The sequence below is a fragment of the Paenarthrobacter nitroguajacolicus genome, from assembly GCF_029952445.1.
GTDB lineage: Bacteria > Actinomycetota > Actinomycetes > Actinomycetales > Micrococcaceae > Arthrobacter > Arthrobacter nitroguajacolicus_B.
This window is the reverse complement of the sequence record NZ_JAQPPK010000043.1, coordinates 1-23730: the sequence shown is the minus strand read 5'-3', so window position 1 is coordinate 23730 and position 23730 is coordinate 1. Positions and strand designations below refer to the sequence as shown.

Annotated in this window: 24 protein-coding genes, 1 rRNA gene and 1 pseudogene; 9 read left to right on the top strand and 17 right to left on the bottom strand. The window is 63.8% G+C overall.

The window, feature by feature from the left end; translation table 11 throughout:
- Positions 1–37 precede the first annotated feature (37 nt).
- The 3 genes and pseudogenes from PJL15_RS21430 to PJL15_RS21420 form a co-directional block, all read left to right on the top strand.
- Positions 38–667: pseudogene (locus PJL15_RS21430) on the top strand (A/G-specific adenine glycosylase); the annotation flags it as partial.
- A 31-nt stretch (positions 668–698) separates the two neighbouring features.
- Positions 699–1181, top strand: a complete 483-nt coding sequence (locus PJL15_RS21425; RefSeq protein WP_281453147.1) for a hypothetical protein — start codon at positions 699–701, stop codon at positions 1179–1181.
- Positions 1182–1335: 154 nt separating this feature from the next.
- Entirely contained in the window at positions 1336–2718 is a 1383-nt protein-coding gene (locus tag PJL15_RS21420; RefSeq protein ID WP_281453146.1) for a cation:dicarboxylate symporter family transporter, read from the top strand.
- On the opposite strand, the gene PJL15_RS21415 is transcribed toward PJL15_RS21420, so the two are convergent.
- On the bottom strand, positions 2678–3484 hold the full coding sequence (locus tag PJL15_RS21415) for an AraC family transcriptional regulator (protein WP_281453145.1): 807 nt from the start codon (positions 3482–3484) through the stop codon (positions 2678–2680). The two genes, PJL15_RS21420 and PJL15_RS21415, sit on opposite strands and share 41 nt — an antisense overlap.
- 273 nt (positions 3485–3757) lie before the next feature.
- Between PJL15_RS21415 and PJL15_RS21410 the strand changes: the two genes are divergently transcribed.
- Positions 3758–4483: a GAF and ANTAR domain-containing protein gene (locus PJL15_RS21410; protein ID WP_281453144.1), complete on the top strand. Its 726-nt coding sequence runs from the start codon at positions 3758–3760 to the stop codon at positions 4481–4483.
- Between the two features lie 102 nt (positions 4484–4585).
- On the top strand, positions 4586–5098 hold the full coding sequence (locus tag PJL15_RS21405; RefSeq protein ID WP_281453143.1) for a VOC family protein: 513 nt from the start codon (positions 4586–4588) through the stop codon (positions 5096–5098).
- Here the strand turns inward: PJL15_RS21405 and PJL15_RS21400 are convergent.
- The 9 genes from PJL15_RS21400 to PJL15_RS21360 all read right to left on the bottom strand — a co-directional run bounded on the left by PJL15_RS21400 (position 5095) and on the right by PJL15_RS21360 (position 10808).
- Positions 5095–5454 (bottom strand): VOC family protein, encoded by a 360-nt coding sequence (locus PJL15_RS21400; RefSeq protein ID WP_281453142.1) that lies wholly within the window; start codon positions 5452–5454, stop codon positions 5095–5097. The genes PJL15_RS21405 and PJL15_RS21400 overlap by 4 nt on opposite strands.
- 2 nt (positions 5455–5456) lie before the next feature.
- On the bottom strand, positions 5457–5717 hold the full coding sequence (locus PJL15_RS21395) for a DUF4235 domain-containing protein (RefSeq protein ID WP_281453141.1): 261 nt from the start codon (positions 5715–5717) through the stop codon (positions 5457–5459).
- A 103-nt stretch (positions 5718–5820) separates the two neighbouring features.
- Positions 5821–5997 (bottom strand): CsbD family protein, encoded by a 177-nt coding sequence (locus PJL15_RS21390; RefSeq protein ID WP_018780110.1) that lies wholly within the window; start codon positions 5995–5997, stop codon positions 5821–5823.
- Positions 5998–6085: 88 nt separating this feature from the next.
- Positions 6086–6784 carry a dihydroxyacetone kinase phosphoryl donor subunit DhaM gene (gene dhaM, locus PJL15_RS21385; protein ID WP_281453140.1) on the bottom strand — a complete coding sequence of 233 codons (699 nt, stop codon included), beginning with the start codon at positions 6782–6784 and terminating at the stop codon, positions 6086–6088.
- Complete coding sequence (gene dhaL, locus PJL15_RS21380; protein ID WP_281453139.1) at positions 6781–7443, bottom strand: dihydroxyacetone kinase subunit DhaL; 663 nt, start codon at positions 7441–7443, stop codon at positions 6781–6783. Before dhaL ends, dhaM begins: the two co-directional genes overlap by 4 nt.
- A gap of 2 nt (positions 7444–7445) precedes the next feature.
- Complete coding sequence (gene dhaK / locus PJL15_RS21375; protein WP_281453138.1) at positions 7446–8447, bottom strand: dihydroxyacetone kinase subunit DhaK; 1002 nt, start codon at positions 8445–8447, stop codon at positions 7446–7448.
- A gap of 75 nt (positions 8448–8522) precedes the next feature.
- Entirely contained in the window at positions 8523–8711 is a 189-nt protein-coding gene (locus tag PJL15_RS21370; protein ID WP_281453137.1) for a hypothetical protein, read from the bottom strand.
- Between the two features lie 14 nt (positions 8712–8725).
- Positions 8726–10174, bottom strand: coding sequence for an FAD-binding oxidoreductase (locus tag PJL15_RS21365; RefSeq protein WP_281453136.1), 1449 nt, complete (start codon positions 10172–10174; stop codon positions 8726–8728).
- Positions 10175–10298: 124 nt separating this feature from the next.
- Positions 10299–10808 (bottom strand): amino-acid N-acetyltransferase, encoded by a 510-nt coding sequence (locus tag PJL15_RS21360; protein WP_281453135.1) that lies wholly within the window; start codon positions 10806–10808, stop codon positions 10299–10301.
- A 148-nt stretch (positions 10809–10956) separates the two neighbouring features.
- Between PJL15_RS21360 and PJL15_RS21355 the strand changes: the two genes are divergently transcribed.
- Positions 10957–12195 carry a Fic family protein gene (locus PJL15_RS21355; RefSeq protein ID WP_281453134.1) on the top strand — a complete coding sequence of 413 codons (1239 nt, stop codon included), beginning with the start codon at positions 10957–10959 and terminating at the stop codon, positions 12193–12195.
- 21 nt (positions 12196–12216) lie between these two features.
- Here PJL15_RS21355 and PJL15_RS21350 read toward each other — a convergent pair whose 3' ends face one another.
- From PJL15_RS21350 to lysS, 6 genes are all read right to left on the bottom strand, one after another.
- The gene (locus PJL15_RS21350; RefSeq protein WP_281453133.1) at positions 12217–14319 is read right to left on the bottom strand and encodes a S9 family peptidase; all 2103 of its coding nucleotides are present in this window, start codon (positions 14317–14319) and stop codon (positions 12217–12219) included.
- Between the two features lie 65 nt (positions 14320–14384).
- Positions 14385–15611, bottom strand: a complete 1227-nt coding sequence (locus PJL15_RS21345; RefSeq protein WP_281453132.1) for a glycosyltransferase — start codon at positions 15609–15611, stop codon at positions 14385–14387.
- A gap of 156 nt (positions 15612–15767) precedes the next feature.
- Positions 15768–18260: an ATP-dependent Clp protease ATP-binding subunit gene (locus tag PJL15_RS21340; RefSeq protein ID WP_281453131.1), complete on the bottom strand. Its 2493-nt coding sequence runs from the start codon at positions 18258–18260 to the stop codon at positions 15768–15770.
- Positions 18261–18621: 361 nt separating this feature from the next.
- Entirely contained in the window at positions 18622–18945 is a 324-nt protein-coding gene (locus PJL15_RS21335; RefSeq protein ID WP_018780100.1) for a histone-like nucleoid-structuring protein Lsr2, read from the bottom strand.
- 129 nt (positions 18946–19074) lie between these two features.
- Positions 19075–19248 (bottom strand): hypothetical protein, encoded by a 174-nt coding sequence (locus PJL15_RS21330; RefSeq protein WP_018780099.1) that lies wholly within the window; start codon positions 19246–19248, stop codon positions 19075–19077.
- A gap of 2 nt (positions 19249–19250) precedes the next feature.
- Entirely contained in the window at positions 19251–20780 is a 1530-nt protein-coding gene (gene lysS / locus PJL15_RS21325) for a lysine--tRNA ligase (RefSeq protein ID WP_281453130.1), read from the bottom strand.
- Between the two features lie 75 nt (positions 20781–20855).
- On the opposite strand from lysS, the gene PJL15_RS21320 reads away from it, so the two are divergent.
- The 3 genes from PJL15_RS21320 (at position 20856) to PJL15_RS21310 (ending at position 23513) form a co-directional block, all read left to right on the top strand.
- Positions 20856–21752 carry an alpha/beta fold hydrolase gene (locus PJL15_RS21320; protein WP_281453129.1) on the top strand — a complete coding sequence of 299 codons (897 nt, stop codon included), beginning with the start codon at positions 20856–20858 and terminating at the stop codon, positions 21750–21752.
- 9 nt (positions 21753–21761) lie between these two features.
- Positions 21762–22616, top strand: coding sequence for an alpha/beta fold hydrolase (locus PJL15_RS21315; protein WP_281453128.1), 855 nt, complete (start codon positions 21762–21764; stop codon positions 22614–22616).
- A 63-nt stretch (positions 22617–22679) separates the two neighbouring features.
- On the top strand, positions 22680–23513 hold the full coding sequence (locus tag PJL15_RS21310) for an alpha/beta fold hydrolase (RefSeq protein WP_281453127.1): 834 nt from the start codon (positions 22680–22682) through the stop codon (positions 23511–23513).
- A gap of 102 nt (positions 23514–23615) precedes the next feature.
- On the opposite strand, the gene rrf is transcribed toward PJL15_RS21310, so the two are convergent.
- A 5S ribosomal RNA gene (gene rrf, locus PJL15_RS21305) occupies positions 23616–23730 on the bottom strand; the annotation flags it as partial.

Sequence of the window (23730 nt, the reverse complement as noted above, 5' to 3'; positions counted from 1 at the left end):
CCTCGTCGGCAGCGTCAGATGTGTATAAGAGCCCGATGGCGAGGTTCCCGACCCGTATCCCGAGCTCCTCGGATTGCCGGGCGTCGGCAGCTACACGGCGGCCGCCGTCGCGGCTTTTGCCTTCGGCCGCCGCGAAACCGTGGTGGACACCAACATCCGGCGCGTCCACGCGCGGCTGGTTTCCGGGCACGCACTGCCTGCGCCGGCTCTCACTGCGGCGGAAATGCGGCTCGCTGACACCCTCCTCCCCGACGATCAGAACCTTTCCGTCCGCTGGAACGCGTCCGTCATGGAGTTGGGGGCGACGGTCTGCACGGCCCGCAGTCCCAAGTGCGCCGAGTGTCCAGTCCGCTCCAGCTGCGCGTGGCTGGCGGCCGGTGAGCCGCCGCCGTCGTACACGCCCAAGGGGCAGTCCTGGCACGGCACCGACCGGCAGGTTCGCGGCGCCGTGATGGCCGTCCTGCGCGAAGCGGCCCACCCCGTTCCGCGCGAAATGTTCGAGCGGGCGCCTGCTGACCTCGGATTCGCGGCGTCAGGCATCGGAATTCCGCTGGCGGCCCTGCACCGGCTCAATTCAGCTCCGGAGCAGCTTGACCGGGCCCTGGAGGGCTTGTTGGCTGACGGCCTGGCGGAAATGCACGACGACGGGTTGCGGCTTCCGGCGTAGCGGCGCGGCGTTTGCCGTCCTACCCTGAGTCATGGGCAGAATCAGACTGGCATTCAGTCTCGCAGGGACCGTGGCGCTGCTTTCCGGATGCGGATTTGAACCGGTTGCCTGCCCGGCGATCGGCCACGTAGCCGCTGTTTCCGTCACCGTGGCCGCCGACTACGCAGACCAGGTTGGTTCGCTGCGGTTGAAGGCCTGCCAGGACTCCGCCTGCACCGAGAAGGACCTCATGTTGAACCCGGGGGCCGTGACGGCGGACGAACGCTGCACTCCGGATGGGGTGTGCAGCGCCACGTCTTCTCCCGATGGCACCCTGCAGGGCTTCCTTGAACTGCCCGCACTTAGCGAATCTCCCCTCGAAGTGACCGTGAGCGGCACTTCCAAGACCGGATCCGCTTTGCCGGTGCGCACACTCGAATTCACGCCGAAAGGCGAATACCCGTACGGCGAGCGGTGCGGGCTGTTCATCTCGGCCGGTGTGTGGCTTGATGCCGGGGGCTTGCGGCAGCGTTGATGCCCGCGAAGCAGTTTCCACATTATGAAAACTTGATTCCGATATTAAACACAGCGAGCGCTTGGAATTAGCATTCCCGAAACAACGCTTCCATAGCGTCTTGTGTGATCCCAGGCCGCGACCCTGCACGGCCATCGCACAGATTGGCGCTACTTTGAAGATCCCAGCATCCACCTCCTCCGTGAGTCCACCGGCGAAAAAGCCCTTGTATAAGTCCCTGTTCTTCCAGATCCTGGTGGCCGTGGTGTTGGGGATCGGTATTGGCTACCTCTGGCCGGATCTGGGATCCGCGCTTCGCCCCCTTGGCGACGGCTTCATCCAGCTCATCAAAATGATCATCGCTCCCCTGATCTTCCTGGTCATCGTCACAGGAATCTCCGCCGTGGGAGATGTGAAAGCAGTGGGCCGGGTAGGTGTGAAGGCTTTGATCTACTTCACCGCCGCCACGCTCTTCGCCCTGGCCTTCGGACTGGTGGTGGCCAACCTCGTGCAACCGGGCGCTGGGCTGAACATCGATCCCGCCACGTTGTCCGCGGATGCTGTAAATGCGAAGACCACCACCGCACCGCCCAAGGATGCAGGACAATTCCTGCTGGGCATCATCCCCACCAGCGTGGTGGGCGCGTTCGCTTCCAACTCCTTGCTTCAGGTTCTGTGCTTCGCCGTCTTCTTTGGGGCCGCGATCGTGGTGGTGGGCCGGGAAAAGTGCAAGCCGGTCATCGATGTCATGGAAACTACCCTCGAGCTCTTCTTCAAGATCATGGCCTGGGTGATGCGGGTTGCGCCCGTGGGTGCCTTCGGCGCCATGGCCTTCATCATCGGCCAGTACGGCCTCAGCTCGCTCAGCACCTACGCACTCCTGATCGCCGCATGCTACGGCTCCGCCTTGGTCTTCATCGGACTGTTGTTCGTCGTCGCTTGGGTCTACCCCCGCGTCCCGCTGTGGCAGTTCATCAAGTACTCCCGCGAAGAGTTCCTGCTTGCCCTGGGCACCGCCTCCACTGAATCGGTACTTCCCCGCATCATGACCAAGCTGACCAACGCAGGCTGCTCGCGGGCAACCACTGGCCTTGTGGTTCCCACGGGGTACTCCTTCAACCTCGACGGCGCCGCGCTTTATCTCTCCATCTCCCTCCTTTTCCTGGCCCAGGCCTTCGGCCACAACCTGGACCTTGGGCAGCAATTGGCCGCACTCGGCATCCTGATGCTGACGTCCAAAGGCATGGCCGGCGTTCCGGGATCGGCCTTCCTCGCCCTCTCCGCGACGGCGGGCGCCTTGGGAATCTTCCCGGTGGCGGGCGTGGCTCTCCTGCTGGGAGCCGACCGCTTGATGGACTCGATGCGCGTTGTGGTGAACCTCCTGGGCAACTGCGTCGCGACATTCGTGGTGTCCAAATGGGAGGGGCAGTTCGACCGCGAAGCCATGCTGGCGGCCTTCCGCGGGGAGGACACGACGCCGGATCACAACGAATCAGCCGAACCTGCACCCCAGCCCGTCAAGACGCCCCAGCTGACCTCCGATACATACTCGGCGTAAAGCCCAGGTACTTCCGGAAGTCGTTCGTCAGGTGTGCATGGTCTGCGTAACCAAGTTCGACGGCGATCGCGGCAAGGTCCGCTGTTGGATCGCACCTCGCACGCTCGGCGGCGTCCTGCAGTCGTCGACGCCGGATGAGGGCCGACGGGCTCAGTCCAACGTGCTTCTTCGCAACCCGCTGCAGGGTCCTTGGTGAAACTGCCAGGCGGCGGGCGGCATCCTCGATCAGGAGTATGTCCGGTTCGGAAGCGATGACGTCCGCCATACGGTTTGCGAGCAAGGCCTCCTCCGACGGAACGACGCCCAGCGAAGCCAGCCACGCAACAAAGGCGCCCACTGCACGCTCGCGGCGAGCGCCGTCGTCGGACGCTGTTTCCCCGGGAAGCACGTCCATGGCGGCCGAAACGGCGGCGTGAAGCTCCCCAAGCGGCAACGCCACCTCCTGGTCGCGCAGGGCTCCCGGATCGTCCGTGAAAAGCGGCACCGCGGCTGGCTGGAGCAGGGCACCCACCGCCCAGCCCTTGCCCGTTAGGTCGCGGTACGAGGCGTGGGTGCTGGGGCCCGAAAACTCAACCGCGTCGCGCTGCACCACCAGGTTGGAGGCCGGGTAGGCGATCACATGCTGCCGGGATGACCGGCCCGGCTCGATATCCCATTCGGGGAGCCAGAACCATTGCACCAGGTGAGCGACTGGTTCGGGGGCCGGAAACCGGTGGAAGGTGGGCAACCGCGCCGGATAAAGGATGCCCTTGAAGGAACTCTCCATAAGTCGCCCTTTCGGTGTGCTGCCGTCAGCGACCAATGTACCGTTACGGCGCTGATCCGGGGCATCAGGCACCTGCGGAAACTGTACTTGGGCCAACGTGAAATTGGCTCTGGCAGTGACCGGAATTGCTGCTAGATTATTGCCGGACGCTTTGGTGCCGACTCGCAGCCGGGGAGACTTCACCTTCCCGATCCAGCCTCATCGGAGCGTCCGGGCTTCAGCAGGGAGGCCCTCGTATTGGTTTGTTCCTGTGTGTGAAGGGCGGTGTTTGTTGTGCATTCCGGGGCCTCGGAAGACTGGTCGGATGACGCCAACAAGCTGGCAGATCTGCTGGTAAAGGCTGAAGACATAAAGGCTTTCCTGAACGGGCTGACTCAACTGGGCGCGGCAGTGGTATCCCGGTCTACCGGCGCAGCGATTGAGTGCGCCGTGACGTTGGGCCGACGCAAACGCACCGCCACTATCGGCGGCAGCAGCCCCCGGGCGTTGCTGCTGGACCGGATCGAGCAGTCGCTTGAGCAGGGTCCCTGCATCGACGCTCTGGAGAGCGGGCGTCCTGTCCTCCTGGACGATGCCCTGTCCTCGCCACAGTGGAGTGACTACTGCCAGGCGCTGTCCGCCGCCGGAATGCGGAGCACTCTGGGCGTGCCGATGGAACTGGAGCAGAATTCCGCAGCAGTCCTGAACTTCTTTGCTCCGATGCCCGGTACGTTCACCCGTGATGTGGTTGCTGACGCGCTGACGTTCGCGGGAATCTCAGCCAAGGCGTTGCGGGTGGCCATCAGGATAACCACCCTGAACGAAGCGGCCGAGAACCTCGACGCCGCCATGCAGAACCGGTCCGTTATTGACACGGCCTGCGGTGTGATCATCTCGCAGAACCGGTGCACCGCTGATGAAGCGTTCCGGATCCTGAAGAAGGCGTCCAACGACAGGAACCAAAAATTGAACGAGCTGGCCCTGGCCTTGGTTAACGGCGTCGCTGCCCGCCGACCGTAGCCCGGTCTGGTGGCCCTGTCGGCACTGGGCACTGGGCACTGGGCGGAAAGCTGTCGCGAATCTGCAAGCGCCACTCTGCGGCCGGCGCGTAGCGTCATAGCCATGACAGATACGACAAGCACAGAATCCGCCACTGCGGCCAATGGCCAGTACACCACCGACGGCATCCCCAATGGCCTGACCAGTCTCACACCGTTCCTCGCCGTGCCCAACGCCAAGGAAGCCATCGTCTTCTACCGGGATGTCTTCGGCGCCCGGGTTGTGGGCCAGACCGAGATGGGAGGCGTGGTGGTCCACGCAGAGTTGGACTTCGGAAACGGCCACCTCCAACTCGGCGAACCAAGCCCCGACTACCACCTGGTTCCGGCCCCTGACGGTGAGGACGACTGCTACTCCATGGGCCTTTACTGCGCGGACGCGGACGCCTTGGTCCAGAAAGCCGAGCAAGCAGGAGCTACCGTCCGCGAGCCGCTGTCCACCTTTGTTTCAGGCGACCGCTATGCCAGCATCCGCGATCCCTTCGGCGTTCGCTGGTCCATCATGACCCTCGTTGAAGACCTCTCCGAGGAAGAGAGCAACCGCCGGGTTGAGGAGTGGGCGGCGCAGCAGGGCTAGCTGAGGCAGAGGCAGAACGGGTGTCCGGCGGGGTCCAGGAACACCCTGAACGTTTCGCCCGGCTGATGGTCGGCCTTGGTCGCACCCAAGGACAGCGCGACTTCCTCGCCCTTGTCCAGGTCCTCCACCACCATGTCCAGATGCATCTGCTGCGGAATGGTCTGCCCGGGCCACACGGGAGCCTGGTACACGTCCACCTGCTGGAAGGAGATGCAGTTGCTGCCGTCGCTGGGGCGGATGTCGAACCAGTCGCCCTTGTCCTCGACCTCCCAGCCGAAGAGTTCGCTGTAGAAAGCGGCCAAGGCTGCCGCGTCGGGACAATCGATGACGACACTCGGGAATTTAGCTATAGCCATGGTTAAACCTCGTCAGCAGTCTTCTTCATGCGGGCCAGGGCGCTCTTGGTGCCCCGCTGGGTGAGTACGTGAACCACCGCGCCAACACCGGCCGACACAATGGCGAAGACCAGGACGCCCGGCAGGGAGTCGTTGAGGTCCGTGCCGTCCTTGGGCGCCGGCTTGCCGGTCTTCTTCTCCCAGAGGCCCTCAAGCGTTTTGTTGGCAATTGCACCAGCACCGAGGCTTACAGCGAGTCCAAAAAGCTTTACCACTATGTTCATCAAGATCCTCCATCCACCAGCGCACCGCCCAAGCGGCGCTTCGCACAAGAAGTTCACACAGCAAGACAGGGCCGCTGCAACCGCAGCGGCCCTGTCCACATTCCTAGTCCTTCTTGAAGGCGTCTTTCACCTTTTCGCCAGCGCCCTTGAGGTCTGCCTTGACCTGGTCGCCCTTGCCTTCAGCCTCGAGGCCTTTGTCGTCCGTCAGCTTGCCGGCAGCTTCCTTCGCCTTGCCACCAAGCTTCTCGCCGGCATTCTCCATCTTGTCGTCAGCACCCATGTCGCACCTCTTTCGTCGTAGGAACCTTGTACCTCTACAACATCACTAATCAGCATACTTAGCAATATTTGATCGAAAATCCGGTCAATTAAAGCTCCCCGAAGCCTTCCTTCACCAAGCGACCCACGTACTCAACGGCCTTGGAAGCCTCCTTGCCACGGGCTTCGACGTGGAGGCTGGAACCCTGCCCCGCGGCGAGCGCCATGAGCGCCATGATGGACATGCCGTCGACGCCGTTCACCGTCACCTCGGCGTCCAGACCGGACAGGCCGCCGGCGATTTTTGCCGCGGGCCGCGCGTGGATGCCCATGGGGTTGATGATCTCGAAGTCGCCGCTGGCATCCGGTTCATCCTGTCCGTGCACTTCAGGCAGGTCGCTGCGCCCGCCCGGCCCTGGCCCGCTGCCGAAGCTTACGGCCTCGGCAGCCTTGCGCACATCCTCGACGCCGGCACCACCTTGCGCGGCGACGGCAGCTGCCACGAGCCCCTCCACCAAGGGCGCGTCCGCGAGTTGTACGGCGTCGGGATTGCTGGCGAATTCCATTGCCGACTCAGCCGTCATCACCGCCGAACCCAGATCCGTCAGCACCACCACACCGTCGCCACCGGAATCCACCAGTGACTGCTCGACGGCGGCGAGCACCTTCTCAAGGCTGGTCCCGATCCGCTCGTCGTCGGTGCCCCCGGCGGCGACGAGTCCGACGTCGGGCGCCATCTGGGCGGCGAGTTCAACGGCTCCTTCAGCGATCTTGCTGCTGTGCGAAACAACCACGATCCCAACCGTCATCCGGCGCCTGCTCCGGTCCCGCCGGAAGAGCCGGCCGCTGCTTCAGCCGCGGCCCGCAGGAGCAGTGCCGTGGACGCCGCCCCGGGATCGCGATGGCCGGCGCTGCGCTCTCCCAGGTAACTGGCGCGGCCTTTGCGGGCCACCAAGGGGTCAGCGGCCTTGGCCCCGGCCTCCGCAGCTTCCGCGGCGGCTTCCAGCACAGCCTCTGGTTCTGCGCCGCTGGAGGCGGCTTTACTGGCTGCTTCCACGGCCGGAGTCCACGCATCAATCATGGTTTTATCGCCAAGCTCCGCCTTGCCACGGGCCACGACGCCGTCCCGCGCGGCAACCAAGGCCGCCACGAGGGCGTCCGTGTCGACGTCGACGGCATCGCCCAGCGAAGTGGCGGCCCGCAGGTAAGCCGTTCCATAGAGGGGGCCGGCCGCTCCACCCACCTTGGACATGAGGGCCATGGCCGCGGCCTTTAGGGCAGCACCCGGAGTTTCCGGCGGGGTTTCATCGAGCTTCTGAAGCACCGCCTGGAAGCCGCGGTCCATGTTCTCGCCATGGTCGGAGTCTCCGATGGCCCGGTCCAGCTCAATCAGCTCAACCCTGTGCTCCGCCATCGCCTTGGCGGACAACCTCAACCAATCCTGCGCCCACTTGACGTCCAAGCCCATGCTCAAGCCCCCCATCGCAGGGCGGCGGTGTGGACGGGCGCATCCCAGAGCCTGGTCATCTCGTCGTCCAGGCGCAGCACTGAGACAGAACAGCCCTGCATCTCCAGGGACGTCACATAGTTGCCCACCAGGGAGCGCTCCACCGTGGCACCGCGTTCGGCGAGGACTTGCGCGGCCCGCCGGTACACGATGTACAGCTCGCTTTGCGGGGTTCCGCCCATGCCATTGACGAACAACAGCACTTTGTCGCCCGAAGCCAGCCCCAGGTCCTCCAGCACGGGTACCAGCAGCCGGTCCGTGATGGCATCCGCACTTTCCATCGCGATCTTGTGGCGTCCAGGCTCGCCGTGGATGCCGATGCCGATTTCGATCTCGTCGTCGGCGAGCTCAAAGCTCGGTGTTCCAGCGTGCGGCACGGTGCAACCGGACAGGGCCACGCCCATGGTCCGCACATTGGCCACCACCCTTTCAGCGACGGCCGTGACGGCATCAAGATCGTCTCCGCGCTGGGCGGATGCGCCTGCGATCTTCTCTACCAGCACAGTTCCACCAACCCCGCGGCGCCCGGCCGTGTACAGCGAGTCCTCCACCGCGACGTCGTCATTGACCAGCACTGAACGCACGCGCACGCCTTCGGCCTGCGCCATTTCGGCGGCGGTTTCGAAATTCAGGACGTCGCCGGTGTAGTTCTTCACGATGTGCACGACGCCGGCGCCTGAGTCGACGGCGACGGTCGCCGGAATGATCTGGTCCGGTGTTGGCGAGGTGAAGACGGCACCTGGGACGGCGGCGTCGAGCATGCCGAGTCCTACGAAACCTGCGTGGAGGGGCTCGTGGCCGCTGCCACCACCGGAAACGAGGGCGACTTTACCCGCGACCGGTGCACCTTTCCGAACGACGAACTTGGGCTCGGGGTGGACGTCCACGATGTCGGCATGCGCCATGCCGAATCCCTCAACGGACTCGTCCACCACCGCGCGTGGATCATTGATGAGCTTTTTCATTGGTTGCTCCTGGCGTGCTGTGGCTGGTGCTCTGACCCTACTACCGGCGGCCGGGAGCCGGTAGTAGGGTGTTCGCTACTCCCCGCCTGGAGGTGCCGCAGCCTCGCTGGTCTCCGGCCTGGCGCCGAACTCGGGCCAGAACGCCGAGTACAGATCGGGGTCGGAATGCCTATCCCCGGACCAGGAGGCGTCGTGCGGCCACGGCCCGTAGGGCAGGTCAATCTGGAAAGCCGAGAAATCCGGGAACGTGACCCTATGGTCCATCGTCCGCATCCCCTTCAGCTGTTCAGCACGGCGTCGCCGCCGGCGGTGGCAACGCCTTCCAGCAGGACGGCCTGGTCGATGACCGGCAGCCCTACGACGTGCCCGAAGCTGAACATGTTCTGCGGATCCAGTTCGGCCTTGGCCTTGCGGAGACGCTCGCGGACACCAGGCCCCCACGGCCGTTCCCTGTCCTCAGCATCCACGAAGTGTCCGTGCAGGTTGACGAACGTCCCGCCGTTGGAGGCGTCGCGCAGGTCTTCGCGAACGGCGTCGAACACTCCGGGAAGCAGCTCCGCCACGGGCGGAACGGCCATGCCCGCCATGAAGAAACTGAAGGCAGCGTCCCGCGCTCCCACAGTGTCCTCACCGTCCGCACACACGGCCAAAGCTCCGCCCAGGAGCCTGATTTCGGCCATGAGCACAGGGCTTGGGACACCGGGACCAAAGTGCCGCAGGATGGCATCCTTGGCGCCTTCGTCCAGGCGGTCCAGCAGGAAACCCCGCTCCCTCACGGGAACTGGCTGGTCCGGGTCCTGATGGACCATGTCCATCTGGGTGGGCTCCAGCGGACCGGTTCCGTCCATCATGACGGGAGCACTGCGGCGCATTGGCTCAAGGAGCTCCGTGGCCACGGCCGCATCGCCCTGGTAGGCATAGCGCAGATGCACTACGAACTTGCCCCGCAGGGGTTCGGGGACCATCTCCATGTCCGGCAGGCGCAGGAAAGCCAACGACGCCGACGCCTCCGTGGGCAGCTCCGGCACCCATTCGCTGAACTGCTGGAGGACGACGGCGGCATGCGCGCCGTCGTAGTACAGGCCACCGGCGAAGAGGCCTGAACTTGGGAACAAGTGGAACTCCATGGCGGTGACGATGCCCAGGTTTCCCTTGCCGCCGCGCAAAAGGTAGAACAGCTCAGGGTTCTCATCCTTTGTCACCCGGCGCTGGGTGCCGTCCGCTGTGACAAGTTCAAAGGCGATCACGTGATCCGAGGCGAAGCCATACTTGCGGCCAAGGATGGGCAAACCGCCGCCCAAGGTATAGCCCACCACGCCTACGTCAGTGGTGGAACCGCACAGACCCATCAAGCCGAAGGTCGCAGCATGGTCCACCACTGCCTTCCAACGGACACCCGCGCCTACACGGGCGGTTTTCTCGACAGGATCGATGCTGAGCTCCAGCATGCGACGGGTACTGATGAGCAGGCCACCGTCAATGGCATTGGTGGCGCCGTGGCCCGTGGACTGAACGGACACGGGCATCCTGCGGTCTGCAGCCCAACGGACCGCTGCCGCAACGTCCTCTGCGTCGAGGGCGCCGAAGGCAACATCCGGCTGGTGCTGGGTGGACAAATTGAAGGCCGCTACTTCTGCGGCGAAGCCGGGATCGGCAGGCGTGAATACTGGACCGCGGACGTTGAATTGGAGTTCTGAAACATCTGAAAAGGACGCGTGGGACTGCATGATCTTCTCTCAAATTGACCGAGTAGTGGAAGCTTCCCCAGCAAGCCTCAATCAGTTTATCCATCAACTGGATATAAGAGAAGGGGTTTAAATCACCCATAATCGAACGTGGTTTACGGGCTGGCTAAAGCTGCTTGATCATGCGGGTGTTGCCCAAGGTATTGGGCTTTACCCGGGCGAGATCCAGGAACTCCGCCACGCCTTCGTCATGCGAGCGCAGCAACTCCGAGTAGACCTGCGGATCCACCGCCGATTGGTCCGCCATGACCTCGAATCCGTGGCGCTTGAAGAAGTCCACTTCAAAGGTCAGGCAGAAAACGCGGCTGACGCCCAGGGCTCGCGCTTCCTCCAGCAGCTTCTCCACGAGGACGTGCCCCACCCCGCGCCCGCGCCAGGAGTCCGCCGCAGCCAGCGTGCGGATTTCGGCCAGGTCTTCCCACATCACATGCAGGGCACCGCATCCAATGACTTCACCGGCATCGGACTCGGCAATCCGGAATTCCTGGAGGCTCTCGTAGTAAGCCACCGTCTCCTTGGCCATCAGGATCCGCTCCTCAGCCAAGGGAGCCACGAGCCTTTTAATGGCCGCCACATCGCTGGTGCGGGCAGGACGGAGGCTGAAGGACGAATTCACTCCCCCATCCTAGCGAGGAGAGTGGAAGTGACAGGTGCGTGAAGGTAAGTGTTGGTGCGTTGGCGGTTACCAACACTTATGGGTCTAAGTGTTGGTTGCTGTGAGCCATACCAACACTTAGCGCCTTAAGTGTTGGTATGGTGGAAACATGCCCACATCTCCGCCGCCTGACTTCCCAGTCGATCCGGTGTCCTTCGAGACCTTCGACTGGAAGCCCCGTGCGCCCGGGATGTACTCGCGAGCTGAGGTCGAGCGCCAGACGGGCCCCTACCAAGCGGCCGTTACGGCACGGATCGCGAACTGGACTCCCGAAATTTCCGGTCAGGATGCCGCCGACGTCGAGGACGCGACTCGTCAGCTCGTAAGATTTGACAAACACGCGCAACAGACCCTCGGTACGGACAACCCAGCCCTCGGGCCTATGACAGCAATCCTCTTGCGCACGGAATCGGCCTCCAGTTCGCAGATTGAGCAGCTGACCACGTCGGCAAAGCAGCTTGCCCTCGCCGAGATCGACGCCGGCCACAAAGCCAACGCGCTGACCGTGATCGGCAACGTCCGGGCCATGGAGGCAGCCCTGCAGCTTGCCGACGACATCAACGAGGATTCCATCCTCGCAATGCACAGGGCGCTGATGCTCCACCAGCAGGGTTTCGACCCGGCCGGAGCGGGTCGTTTCCGGGATGAGCAAGTGTGGATCGGCCCTGGCCAGGCGGGGCCGCGAACGGCCGAATTCGTCGCTCCCCACCACAGCCGCATTCACGGCGCAATCACGGACCTGGTGAAGTTCATCCAACGCCCGGACATCTCCGTACTGGTTCAGGTGGCGGTCAGCCATGCGCAATTCGAAACAATCCACCCCTTCCCCGATGGGAACGGCAGGACGGGACGCGCATTGGCGCAGTCGATTCTCCGCAACAAAGGCCTCGTCGGCTCCACTGCAGTGCCCATCTCGGCCGGGCTGCTCGTCAACACCGGTCGCTACTTCGCCGCACTCGGATCATTCCGGAACGGCGACGCCGGACCGATTGTCCGCGAATTCGCCGGGGCGGCCCGGATCGCCGCCACTACTGGAACGCGGCTCGTTGACGACCTCGTTGCCCAACTTGAAGAGTCCCGCGCGCGCCTTGCGGGCCTTCGTGCGGACGCGGCAGCCTGGCGGGTCCTGCCTGCGCTGATCGGCCAACCGGCGGTCAACACAAGGTTCCTCATGACCGAACTCGGCCTCGGGGAGATGGCGGCGCTTCGCGCGCTGGATACGCTCAGCGGCCGCGGCGTGCTCGTCGAGACTTCAGGCCAAGGCCGCAAGCGCGTCTGGCAGCACCGCGGAATATTCGAGGTCCTCGATTCCTATGCCGCCGACATCCGCCGGATGTCGGGAGGCTGATCCGTCAGCCTCCCGACTCCGCTAGACTCCCAACTCTTCCGGCAGTGCCACGTCTTTGCCGAGAACCTGCTTGGCAAGGAAGTGCTCTACGACGCCGTACCAAACCTTGGCGTGCTGCGGCTGCAGTACCCAGTGGTTTTCGTCGGGGAAGTAGAGGAAGCGGTGCGGGCTCTGTCCGTTTTCATCGGCGGGGAGCTGCGACGACGAGAGGAGTTCGTACCAAAGACGCAGGCCTTCACCGATCGGGACCCGGTAGTCCTTGTCACCATGGATCACCAGCATGGGCGTCTTGATGTTGCCCACGTTCAAATGCGGCGAATTGGCCATGGCCATCTCCACGGTCATTTCCTTGAGCCAGTACTGGGCGGCGTCAGTGGTCGGCCCAAACTGGTCCAGCGCCCACAGGCTTGCGTGGGTAACGATCGCCTTGAAGCGGTCCGTCTGCCCGGCAACCCAGTTGGCCATGTAACCACCGAAAGATCCGCCCATGGCCGCGGTCCGCGTCTGGTCAATATCCGGCCGGCCAACCACGGCATCGGTAATGGCCATGAGGTCGGTGAACGGCTTCTTGCCCCACTCACCCCACCCGCGCTGGATGAATTCCTGGCCGTAGCCGGTGGAGAGGGCAGGGTCAGGCAGGAGGACGGCGTAGCCCCTGGCCACCAGAAGCCACGGGTTCCAGCGCCAAGTCCAGGCGTTCCACGAACCCAATGGTCCACCGTGGATCCACAGCAGGAGCGGGGCAGGGTCGTCCGCCGACGCGCCGTCCGGGAGGGCCAGGTAGGCAGGAACCCGCGCACCGTCGTCGGCTGTCGCTTCCACCCGCTCCAAGCGCCCCTTGTACGCGGGGCGTTCAGCTGGTCCCTGCAACCGGACCACTTCTCCGGTGGCGAGATCGATCCGCACCGCTTCGGCGGGGAACTCGTAGGAGCTGCGCAGCGCATACGCCGAGGTTCCGTCCGGCGAAACCACGACGTCGGTATACGCCGCGCCGTCTTTCGTCACCTGCGTGACGCCACCGTCAGCGACGTCGATCCGGAAAACCGGCGACACGCCGTCGTCGTCCGCTTTAGCAAGGATGGCAGAGCCGTCCGGGAGCCAGGCGAGCGCCGTGGCCCACCGATCCCACTGATGGGCCAAGGGTTCCAGGTCAGTGGTCCCGCCACCGGCCACGTTCAGCAGGTGCAGCTTCACCTGGGGCGCCTGCGTGGGCGTTGTGTCGCTCTCGCTTTCCACCACCAGGGTGCGGTTGTCCGGGCTGACGGGCCCCGGGAAGTAGCTCATTCCCTCGTGATCCAGCAGCACTTTGATGGCGCCGGTTGCGACGTCGATGGCGGCCAGAACTTCGCGGCTATCAGCTTTGGCCAGGGGCTTGGCCATGCTGGTGTAGATGGTTTTACCGTCGGGACTCACCACGGTTTTCGCCTCCCGCAGCGAACCGCCGACGCCGGGAGTCAGGTTCCGTAGCCTGAGCGGCTCGGTGGCGTCTACCGTTGACGGCTTGCCCGGCTCCTTGTCCCCGCCGGGTTCCACGGCGAAGATCCGTGGCTCGGCCGGCCCGAGGTCGGCGTCCCAGTAACGGACTGGGTAGCCGCTGTGCAGGATGGCGGAAACCTTGTTGTCCTTGCGGGCCTTCCTCCGCTCTTCATTGCTCTCCTCATCCGTGGAGCCAGCCAGGACCTCCGCGTTGATGAACGTTGCGTCGGCGCTTTTTGCCGTCATGACCGAACCGATGCCGCCTGCGCGCGAGTGGACCACGCGGGCTTCTCCGCCGTCGGCCGGGAGCAGCCACAGCGCATTGACGGGGTCGGCATCCGGGCTTTCCGGATCGGGACGCGCCGAGGTGAAGTAGAGGTCGCCGTTGGCCGCGAAGACAGCGCCGGTTTCACCCTTGGCACTGCGCGTAATGCGGCGGGCATGGCGCTGGCCGCTCGGATCCAGCTCCCACAGCGCTGTGGCGAACTCGGTTCCCTTGGCGTTCAGCGTGGTCACGGTGGTGACCAGCCGTCCGCCGTCGGGACTGAGGGTAAGGCCGGCAACCCTCGGGATGGCGAGGTAGTGGTCCAGATCGTGAAAGGGAGTTTCGGGCTGAATGCCCGGGGCATGAGTATCAGCAGGGTCCATGATCCGATTCAACACGCTATGTGCTGTCGATCACAGCCTGGTTCACTCACAGTGAAACACTACTTTCAGATATAGCTGCCCGTTTCGATCCTCCGCAGGGCCGCCACCACGGGAACGGTGCCGTCTTCCTTCGCCAGCGCGTCCGCAATCCCTCGGGCCCGCACACTGAACGACGGCGTACCGACGGCTTCCGCGATAGCGTCACCCAGGCTCGCCGGAGTCAGCTTCTTCTGCGGAAGGGGACGGGGACCGGCTCCGAGGGCCGCGATCCGTGAGGCCCACAGAGGCTGGTCGGTGTACACCGGAACGGCCACAGCCGGGACACCCGCACGGAAGCCGGCCGCCGTCGTCCCCGCGCCTGCATGGTGCACCACAGCAGCCATCCGCGGGAACAGCCACTTATGGGGAACATCGCCTATGCCGATTGCGTCGTCGCCCAGGGCACCGGTCACGCCCTGCACCACAGCCCGGACGCCCGCCCTGCGGGCGCCCTCCAGAATAATCCCGGGGTCAACGTCTGAACTGCTGCCGAAGCCTACGAAGACGGGGGCTGGACCGTCCCCGAGGAAGTCCACCAAGTCCGCAGGGGGCAGCCAACCCTGATTGGCTGCGGGCCACCAGTATCCGGCCATGACCAGGCCCGGATGCCAGTCGGCCGGGCGGGGCAGGACCGTGGGGCTTATGCCGTGAAGTATGGTCGCGTGCGCCTTCCTCCTGCGCCGTTCCCCGGCAACCCGGCTTTCCTTGCCGAGGCCCAGGGTTTTGCGGAGCCGCCGGCTTGGTCCGTCATAGGGTGCCGGCCCGGCAGCAGCGCGCTCACCAATCACCCTGTTGCCCCAGGGCCCAAGGCTCCTGGCCGAATTCATGATCACCGGAGGATACGCCGAACTCGGCTCGACGGGTTGAAGATGGGCGCCAATGGCGGGGATACCAAAAGCCTCCGCCACGTCATAGGCGTAAGGCGCCACCGAGTTGGCCAGAATGACATCGGCGCCGGCCTCGACGGCGGCAAGGGTACCGGTGGCGGCTTGGTCCATGTACTCGCTGAGTTGCCGCCAGAACGCAGCCACGCCACCGGAGGACCCATCCGCACCAGGAGCCGGCCGCCTGATGAGTCGGGCCAAATCGCCTGGAAGCGGCCTGAACTCACAACCGGAGTCAACAACAACCGGCGCGTACGCAGGATTGGCCGCGATTGCCACTTCATAGCCCAGCTCCTGCAAGCGGCTACCAAGGCCGGCCATGGGCGCGACATCGCCCCTCGTACCCGGAGCCACCATCAAAACGCGCATTGCTTCCTTCCCCCTGGAGTTTTTGTACAGATAACGCCCTGATGAAGCCACCATAACGTCATTAAGTGGACAAAAACTCCACCGTCCCATCAAAGCAAAAGCCCCGCCCACTCCTTTCGGAATGAGCGGGGCTTGAGCAGCCAGGCCATTGACAACTTAGGCCGTAGGAGCGATCTCCGGGATGCGCGGCTTGGCGTTGCCTTCGAACGTGAACTTGGCGTCGTCACCTTCGCCATCCACGTCCACCACAACGATGTCGCCGGAGTGGATCTCGCCGAACAGGATCTTCTCGGAAAGCTGGTCCTCGATCTCGCGCTGGATGGTGCGGCGCAGCGGCCGGGCACCCATCGCGGGATCGTAACCGCGCGTAGCCAGGAGCACCTTGGCGGCGGGCGTGAGCTCGATGCCCATGTCCTTGTCCTTGAGGCGACGCTCCAGGCGGGTAACGAACAGGTCCACGATCTCGATGATCTCGTCCTGCGTCAGCTGCGGGAACACCACGACGTCGTCAACACGGTTGAGGAACTCGGGACGGAAGTGCTGCTTGAGCTCCTCCGTGACCCGGGCGCGCATCCGGTTGTAGCCGGTCTGGGTGTCCGTGCCGGACTGGAAGCCCGTGGCAACGCTCTTGGAGATATCGCGGGTACCAAGGTTGGTGGTCATGATGATCACCGTGTTCTTGAAGTCCACCACGCGGCCCTGGGAGTCGGTCAAACGGCCGTCTTCCAGAATCTGCAGGAGCGAGTTGAAGAGGTCCGCGTGGGCCTTCTCAACTTCGTCGAACAGGACCACGGAGAACGGACGTCTGCGGACCTTTTCGGTCAGCTGGCCGCCTTCTTCGTAGCCGACGTAGCCCGGAGGGGCACCGAAGAGACGCGAAACCGTGTGCTTCTCGGAGTACTCGGACATGTCCAGCGTGATGAGGGCGTCCTCTTCACCGAACAGGAACTCGGCAAGGGCCTTGGCGAGCTCGGTCTTGCCGACGCCGGTGGGGCCGGCGAAGATGAACGAGCCACCGGGACGCTTGGGGTCCTTCAGGCCTGCACGGGTGCGGCGGATAGCCTGCGACAGGGCCTTGATGGCCTCGTCCTGGCCAACGACACGCTTGTGCAGTTCGTCTTCCATCTTGAGGAGCCGCGAGGACTCTTCTTCGGTGAGCTTGAAGACGGGGATACCCGTGGAGTTCGCGAGGACCTCGGCAATCAGGTCTTCGTCAACCTCGGAGATGTCGTCCATGCCGCCGGACTTCCAGGTGCGTTCCTTCTCTGCGCGTTCGGCAATGAGCTTCTGCTCCTTGTCGCGCAGCGAGGCAGCACCCTCAAAGTCCTGGGCGTCAATCGCGGATTCCTTCTCCATCTTGACGTCGGCAATGCGCTCATCCATCGCCTTGAGCTCCGGCGGAGCAGTCATGCGGCGGATGCGCAGTCGTGCGCCGGCTTCATCGATGAGGTCGATCGCCTTGTCCGGAAGGAAGCGGTCCGAGATGTAGCGTTCGGCCAGCTGCGCTGCAGAGGCCAAGGCGCCGTCGGTAATCGTGACGCGGTGGTGTGCCTCGTAACGGTCCCGCAGGCCCTTGAGGATCTCGATCGCGTGCGCGACAGAGGGCTCCTTTACCTGGATCGGCTGGAAGCGGCGCTCCAGCGCGGCGTCCTTCTCGATGTGCTTGCGGTACTCGTCCAGGGTGGTGGCACCAATGGTCTGGAGTTCCCCACGGGCGAGCATCGGCTTCAGGATGGACGCAGCATCAATGGCACCTTCTGCGGCACCTGCACCAACGAGGGTGTGGATCTCGTCGATGAACAGGATGATGTCGCCACGGGTGCGGATTTCCTTGAGGACCTTCTTCAGGCGCTCTTCGAAGTCACCGCGGTAGCGGGAGCCGGCAACCAGCGAACCAAGGTCCAGCGTGTAGAGCTGCTTGTCCTTGATGGTTTCCGGGACATCGCCGCGGACGATCGCCTGCGCAAGGCCTTCGACGACGGCTGTCTTACCGACGCCGGGCTCACCGATCAGCACGGGGTTGTTCTTGGTACGGCGGGAGAGGACCTGCATGACGCGTTCCATCTCCTGCTCGCGGCCGATCACAGGATCGAGCTTGTTTTCGCGTGCAGCCTGCGTCAGGTTGCGGCCGAACTGGTCCAGCACCACCGAGCCGGCGGGGGTACCTTCAGGCTGGCCCTGGCCGGAGCCGCTGCCTGCGGATTCCTTGCCCTGGTAGCCGGAGAGCAGCTGGATAACCTGCTGGCGGACCCGGTTCAGGTCAGCACCGAGCTTGACCAGCACCTGGGCTGCAACGCCTTCGCCTTCACGAATGAGGCCGAGCAGGATGTGCTCAGTACCAATGTAGTTGTGGCCGAGCTGCAGTGCTTCGCGGAGCGAAAGCTCCAGCACCTTCTTGGCGCGCGGCGTGAAGGGGATGTGACCGGACGGGGCTTGCTGGCCCTGGCCGATGATCTCCTGCACCTGCTCGCGAACGCCATCGAGCGAAATGCTCAGGGACTCGAGCGCCTTGGCTGCAACGCCTTCACCCTCGTGGATCAGACCCAAGAGGATGTGCTCGGTACCGATGTAATTGTGGTTGAGCATCCTTGCCTCTTCTTGGGCAAGGACGACCACGCGACGGGCACGGTCCGTAAATCTCTCAAACATTTCGCCACACTCCTAGCTACGACGTACTTTGATGCTACGTGCCCGGGCAACACTTTTGGAGCGTGTTCGCCACAGGGGAAACATGACGTTCCTGTGGAATAAAAACGGAAACGGCCCTTGACCGGGAACGACGGCGGTGACACCCTTCCGCCCAACCGTTCAGGTCGTGGGGGGAGCCAGGCAACGCCCTCCCGACGGCGCACCCCGCCGGATTCGCGAGGAACCAATAATGGGGCCACTGGACGCTTTCCCGTGGTGGCCGATTCACAGAATATTCCCAGCCATGGACGGCCCGCACCAAAAAACCACGCTTAAACAACAAATGCCCCGGCAACAACTGCCGGGGCACTGAAGTGATCAATCAGGAATTGGCCTTTTGGTAAGCTTCCTGAATTTCCGCCTGAATACGTCCGCGGCTGTTGACCGTGTAACCGTTGTCACGGGCCCACTGCCGGATCTGTGCCGAATCCTGGTTGCGGGCTGCGGTAGCGCGGCCCCGTGTTGCACGGCCGGAAGTCTTCCGGGCCTTGGCGACGTACGGTTCCAGGGCTTTCCGAAGGGAAGCTGCGTTAGCCGTGGACAGGTCCATCTCGTAGCTCACGCCGTCCAGGCCAAAGCGGACAGTTTCGTCCGCAGCGCCTTCATCCAGGTCATCGACGAGGATGATTTTTACTTTCTGTGCCATGAGTTGCCTCTCATTCGGAGGGTTGGATAATCAGAAATTCCCCGGGTTTCTTTCTTGATTATCTGTCACGGCAAGCATGCACGTCAAAGCACAATTGGATTCCCGGCTTAGTGGAACCCAATTGCGGGGTTATTTAGCTGCCGGACCTTCGGGAGCCGGGCCCTGATTTCTCAAATTGGCCTCCTCCTGGGCACGGGCTTCTGCCTGGCGCTCGGATTTGTCCGCATTGAAGATGGACTTCATGGCAAACCAGAAAATCAAACCGACCACCACTGACGGTGCCAGGACTGCGATGTACTCCATGATCAGTGTCCTTCAGGCTTCAACAAGGGGAAAAGAATGGTTTCGCGGATACCGGCACCGGTAAACAACATGACCAAGCGGTCGATTCCGAGTCCGATTCCACCCATGGGCGGCGCACCGTATTCGAGCGCGCGGAGGAAGTCCTCATCCAACTGCATGGCTTCTTCATCACCGGCCGCGGACCTGCGGGATTGCTCCGTGAGGCGTTCGCGCTGAATGACGGGGTCAATCAATTCGGAGAATGCAGTACCGCGCTCCATGCCGCCGATAATCAAGTCCCATGCCTCGATCAGCCTGCCATCCTCGCGGTGCGGGCGGGCAAGAGGCTGGGCGGACGGCGGATAGTCATACACAAATGTGGGGTTAAGGAGTGTGGGTTCAACGATTTCGCCAAAGAGTTCAACCACGATCTTCTCGGCGTCCCATTTCGGGTCCACCTTGACCTCGTGCTTGGCGGCGATCGCCAACAACTCCTCCACGGTGGTATCCGGAGTAATTTCCACACCTACTGCTTCTGAAATACCAGGGTATACCGCAAGCCAGGCCCATTCGCCGTCGAGGTTTATTTCACCTGCTTCGGTCTGGATGGTGCGGGTGCCCACTACGTCCGCTACGTTCAGGATGATTTCCTTCATGCGCTCAGCCATGACGAACTGGTCGGCCCACGCTTCGTAGCATTCAAGTGTGGTGAATTCAGGGCTGTGCGTGGAGTCGACGCCTTCGTTGCGGAAGACCCTGCCCATGTCGTAGACGCGGTCAATTCCACCCACCACTGCGCGCTTAAGGAAAAGCTCGGTGGCAATGCGGAGCGTCATTTTCTGGTCGAAAGCATTCATGTGCGTTTCGAACGGACGGGCCGTGGCGCCGCCGTGGACCAGCTGCAGGATGGGTGTTTCCACCTCTACGTATCCGTGGCGGTCAAGGGTGTCGCGGACCGAACGGGTAATGGCGGCGCGCCTGTAGACCATCTCGCGGGCTTCGTCGCGGACCATGAGGTCCACGTAGCGCTGCCGGACACGGGTTTCCTCATTCAGCTCCGCGTGCAGGACCGGAAGCGGGCGCAGGGCCTTGGAAGCCATGGACCATGAGTCGGCCATCACAGACAGTTCGCCACGGCGGGAGGAGATGACCTCACCCTTGATGAACACGTGGTCACCAAGGTCTACCAGGGCCTTCCAGTCGGCCAGCGCTTCCTCGCCGACGTTCGCCAGGCTCAGCATGGCCTGCAGGCGTACGCCCTTGCCGTCCACGCCGCCTTCCTGAAGGGTGGCGAAGCAGAGCTTGCCGGTGTTGCGCACGAACACCACGCGCCCAGTGACGCCGACGACGTCACCGGTGGTTTCATCGGCCTCGAGGTGGGCGTACTTCTCACGGATGTCACTCAGGGAATGGGTCCGCTCCACACCCACCGGATAAGCCTCTGTGCCGCGCTCGATCAGCTTGGCTCGCTTCTCCATGCGGATACGCATTTGCTCGCTGGCGTCGAGGGGCTCTGCGGAGGTGTTCAGGGCTGGGGTGTTTGCGGAAGTCACAGTCCTTAAGTTTACCGTTGATTGCGGTCCTTCACTTCCGGGCTTCACCAACGGGGAAAAGCATAGACTCGGACGGTGGAGACATGGACGGTTGAGACCCACGACGGCGGCGGGCAGCTTGAGGTGCACAGCTTCAGGCCGGCGTCGGCTGCCTCGATTCCCGGTTCCCAAGCGCCTGCGGAACCGGCCGGCGTCGTGCTTGTCCACGGTACTTTGGTGACCGATTCCCTTTACTGGCCCTTCGCGCGAACGTTAAGCGTTCTGCTGGGGCGCCCGGTCCACAGCTACAACCGCCGTGGTCGCGGCCATTCCGCCCCGCAACCCGCAGGCTATTCCGTCGACACTGAGATCGCGGACCTCCAGACCGTCATGGAGAAAAGCGGATCCAACGATGTCGTGGCGCACAGCTATGGCGGGTTCGTGGCCCTCCAGGCAGCCCGGCAGACCACCATCAACAGGCTGGTTACCTACGACGCCGCAGTTTCACTCTCCGGCAACCTCAGCAGCCGGTGGCGGCCCGAACTCGAGGAAGCAGTCACCGCGGGCCAGCTGGACCAGGCATGGGCGCACCTTGTGCAGGGATTGGGAACTGCCGGCCCCATTTCCTACCTGCCCATGCGCGCCCTCCGTACACTGAGCGTGCTCTCGGCCCAGACCCGGCTGGGGCTGGAGATGCGCTCCCTGCTGCCCACCGCCGTCGTGGAAATGCGGGCGGTCCTCGACGCCGACGCGCACCTCGGGGACTTCATGAAGCTATCCACGCCAACCCTCATGCTCAGTGGCGGCTGGAGTCCGTCGTATTTCGCGGAGACCGGCCGGACGCTGGCCGGCGCCGTGCCGGCAATCGAGTTCGCGGTTGTGCCGCTGCAATTCCACGAAGGCCCACTGCGTCCCGGACGACGCCTGGCCGCACGGATCGCCCGGTTCCTTTCGGGGAACCACCTCCCGGGTGAGCGGGCGAATGCCACCTAAGATGTTCCAGTGAAGGAACGCGGGATCAAGACGCACGACGGCGGCAAGCTCGCCTTGTACAGTTACGGCGCCTACGAGGCCCCCGGGGAGCGGAGGGTGGTGCTGATCGGAGGCGCCTTTCTGACGGCCCTCATCTACCGGCCGTTCTCCGTCGCCCTGGCCAAGGGCCTGGGCGAGGGCTGGGCCGTGGACGTGTACGACCGTCGCGGCCGTGGAAACTCCACCGGGCAGCCGCACAACTACTCCATGGCCACGGAAATTGAGGACGTCCGCACCATCATGGACGCCACCGGCGCCCGCAACATCCTCGGCCACAGCCTTGGCGGATCGGTGGCCCTGAACGCCGCGCAGGCGTTCGCTGGAAGCAGCCACGAACCCGGGAAGCTCGCTGTCTATGATGCCGCAGTCAACATCGACGGAAGCATGGACATGGACTGGTTGCCCGGCTTCGCCGACGCGGTGGACAAGGGCGACGTGAACCGGGCCATGGCCCGGATGCGTCGCGGCATGCAGCCCGGGACGGCCCTTGCCCGCGTACCTGAACCCATCCTGGCCGGACTCATGGCGGTGGTTTCGCGGACCAAGGTGAACAAGTTGTTCCGGCAGCTCCTGCCCTCCGGTGTAGGCGAGCTGAAAGCGGCGTTCGAGGACGCCGACACTCCCCAGGACTTTTCCGTACTGCCGTCCAACACCCATTTCATGGTGGGCAAGAAGAGCCCACAGTTCTACAAGGTCACCGCTGCACGGCTGAACAGGGCCGTACCGGGGAGCACCCTGGAGGTCTCTCCCAAGGGTTTCCATGGCTCCGTCCCGGCAGCCGTCAACGAACTGGTTTCGGATATCTCGGACTACTTCAAAAGCTGACGGCTTGTCCACATACGGGTGGGCATGCGGCCTGCTGTCAGCTGCCTCGGCTAGGCTCGAGACATGACGCGCGACATCATCATGACCCACGACGGCGGACACCTCGAAGTACTCACCACGGGTGCTGGGCTTGCATCGGCAGGTTCCGGCGTCGTGGTGGTTCCTGCCTCCATGGTGACGGCCACCGATTACACGCGCTTCGCCCAGAAACTGAGCGAAGCACTCGGCCGGCCGGTGCACACATTCAATCGGCGTGGTCGTGGGGACTCATCGCCCCAGGCCGAGGATTACACCCTGGAAGCCGACATCCGGGACCTTGAGACAGTCATGAAACACACGTCCAGCACGGATGTGTTCGGCCACAGTTTCGGCGGAGCCGTTGCCTTGCATGCGGCACGCACGTTGCCCGTCGAACGCCTCGCCGTCTACGACCCCGCCGTCTCAGTGAACCACAGCGTCAAGGCCGACTGGACGCCCGATTATGAACGCGCGACGGCGGCGGGAGACTACGACCGCGCCCTCGCCGTCCTCATCAAGGGCGTGGAGACAGGCGGCGCCTTCGCGAGGATGCCGCTGTCCATGCTGACGCTGGCCAACAAACTGGCAGCCGGGACGCCCCTGGGCAAGCAGATGCGCGAGCTCATGACGTGCGGCGTTCGCGAAATCAAGGCAGTCATCGCCGCCGATATGCCTGCAGAACCGTTCCTGGAACTTCCGCTGGAGACTTTGATCGTGGTGGGCGAGAAGAGCCCCGCGTACTTCGGTGTTGCCTGTGGGCAGATCCACGATGTCCTGTCCGGATCCAGCTACACCATCCTCCCCGGGTTCGGCCATGACGGCCCGAACAAAGCGCCGGACAAGCTGATCTCGGAATTGTCGGAGTTCTTCTCGGGCTAGGGTGGGCGGAGCCCGGGGCCGGCCCTGGGCTTGGCGTGGTTTGTTTGGTGGTTAAAGTGGGAGAGCCCCGACCTGTGGTCGGGGCTCTCACCTTTAATGGTTGTCCGGCGGTGTCCTACTCTCCCACACCCTCCCGGGTGCAGTACCATCGGCGCTGTGGGTCTTAGCTTCCGGGTTCGGAATGGGACCGGGCGTTTCCCCCACGCTATGACCGCCG